The following is an 839-nucleotide window of genomic DNA, read 5'->3' as shown; positions in this document are numbered from 1 at the left end:
GGCTGCCAATCATTCAACACCATGTCTGACTTACGAATAGAGCGCGTATTCTTACAAGCACTCAGGTTTCGGCTAAGACCAAGCGCCTCGCCAATATCGTTCTTCAAAGACGCTTCTGAGACAAAGGTCACTGAGGTTTTCGCCGCTGCTAAACCTTGCGCACCAAACATTGGTCGATAGTGTACTGGCTGAGGTGTTGGAATCGATGCGTTAGGGTCCCCCATGGGTGCTGCAGCGATCATTCCGCCTTTGATAATCGTAGAGGGTTTGATGCCAAAGAAGGCAGGCTTCCATAACACCAAGTCGGCCAATTTACCTTTTTCAATCGACCCGACCTCATGAGAGATACCGTGCGCGATAGCAGGGTTGATTGTGTATTTAGCTATATAGCGACGTGCTCTAAAGTTGTCGGCATCACAACCTGAATCTTCTGGCAACAAACCAAATTGTGTCTTCATCTTATGAGCGGTTTGCCAGGTTCGGGTAATCACTTCCCCGACACGTCCCATCGCTTGGGAGTCGGAGGAAATCATACTGAAGGCACCGCGGTCATGGAAAATATCTTCGGCGGCAATCGTTTCTTTACGGATTCTTGAGTCAGCAAAGGCAACATCTTCAGGAATAGAACTATCTAAATGGTGACATACCATCAGCATATCCAGGTGCTCGTCAACCGTGTTACGCGTGTAAGGGCGTGTTGGGTTGGTAGATGAAGGCAATACATTCGGGTAAGCACAAGCACGAATGATATCAGGTGCGTGACCACCACCGGCACCCTCAGTGTGATACGTGTGGATCACGCGGTCTTTAAACGCACCAATGGTATCATCGACGAAGCC

The 839-nt window shown here is 49.2% G+C and carries 1 protein-coding gene; it reads right to left on the bottom strand.

Annotated features, from left to right (window positions below):
• A partial coding sequence (locus tag A3757_RS23450; protein ID WP_156506524.1) for an urease subunit alpha occupies positions 1–839 on the bottom strand: 839 nt, incomplete at both ends.

The organism is Oleiphilus sp. HI0117 (genome assembly GCF_001635235.1).
The sequence above is the reverse complement of the archived record's forward strand: the minus strand, read 5'-3'. Positions and strand labels throughout refer to the sequence as shown.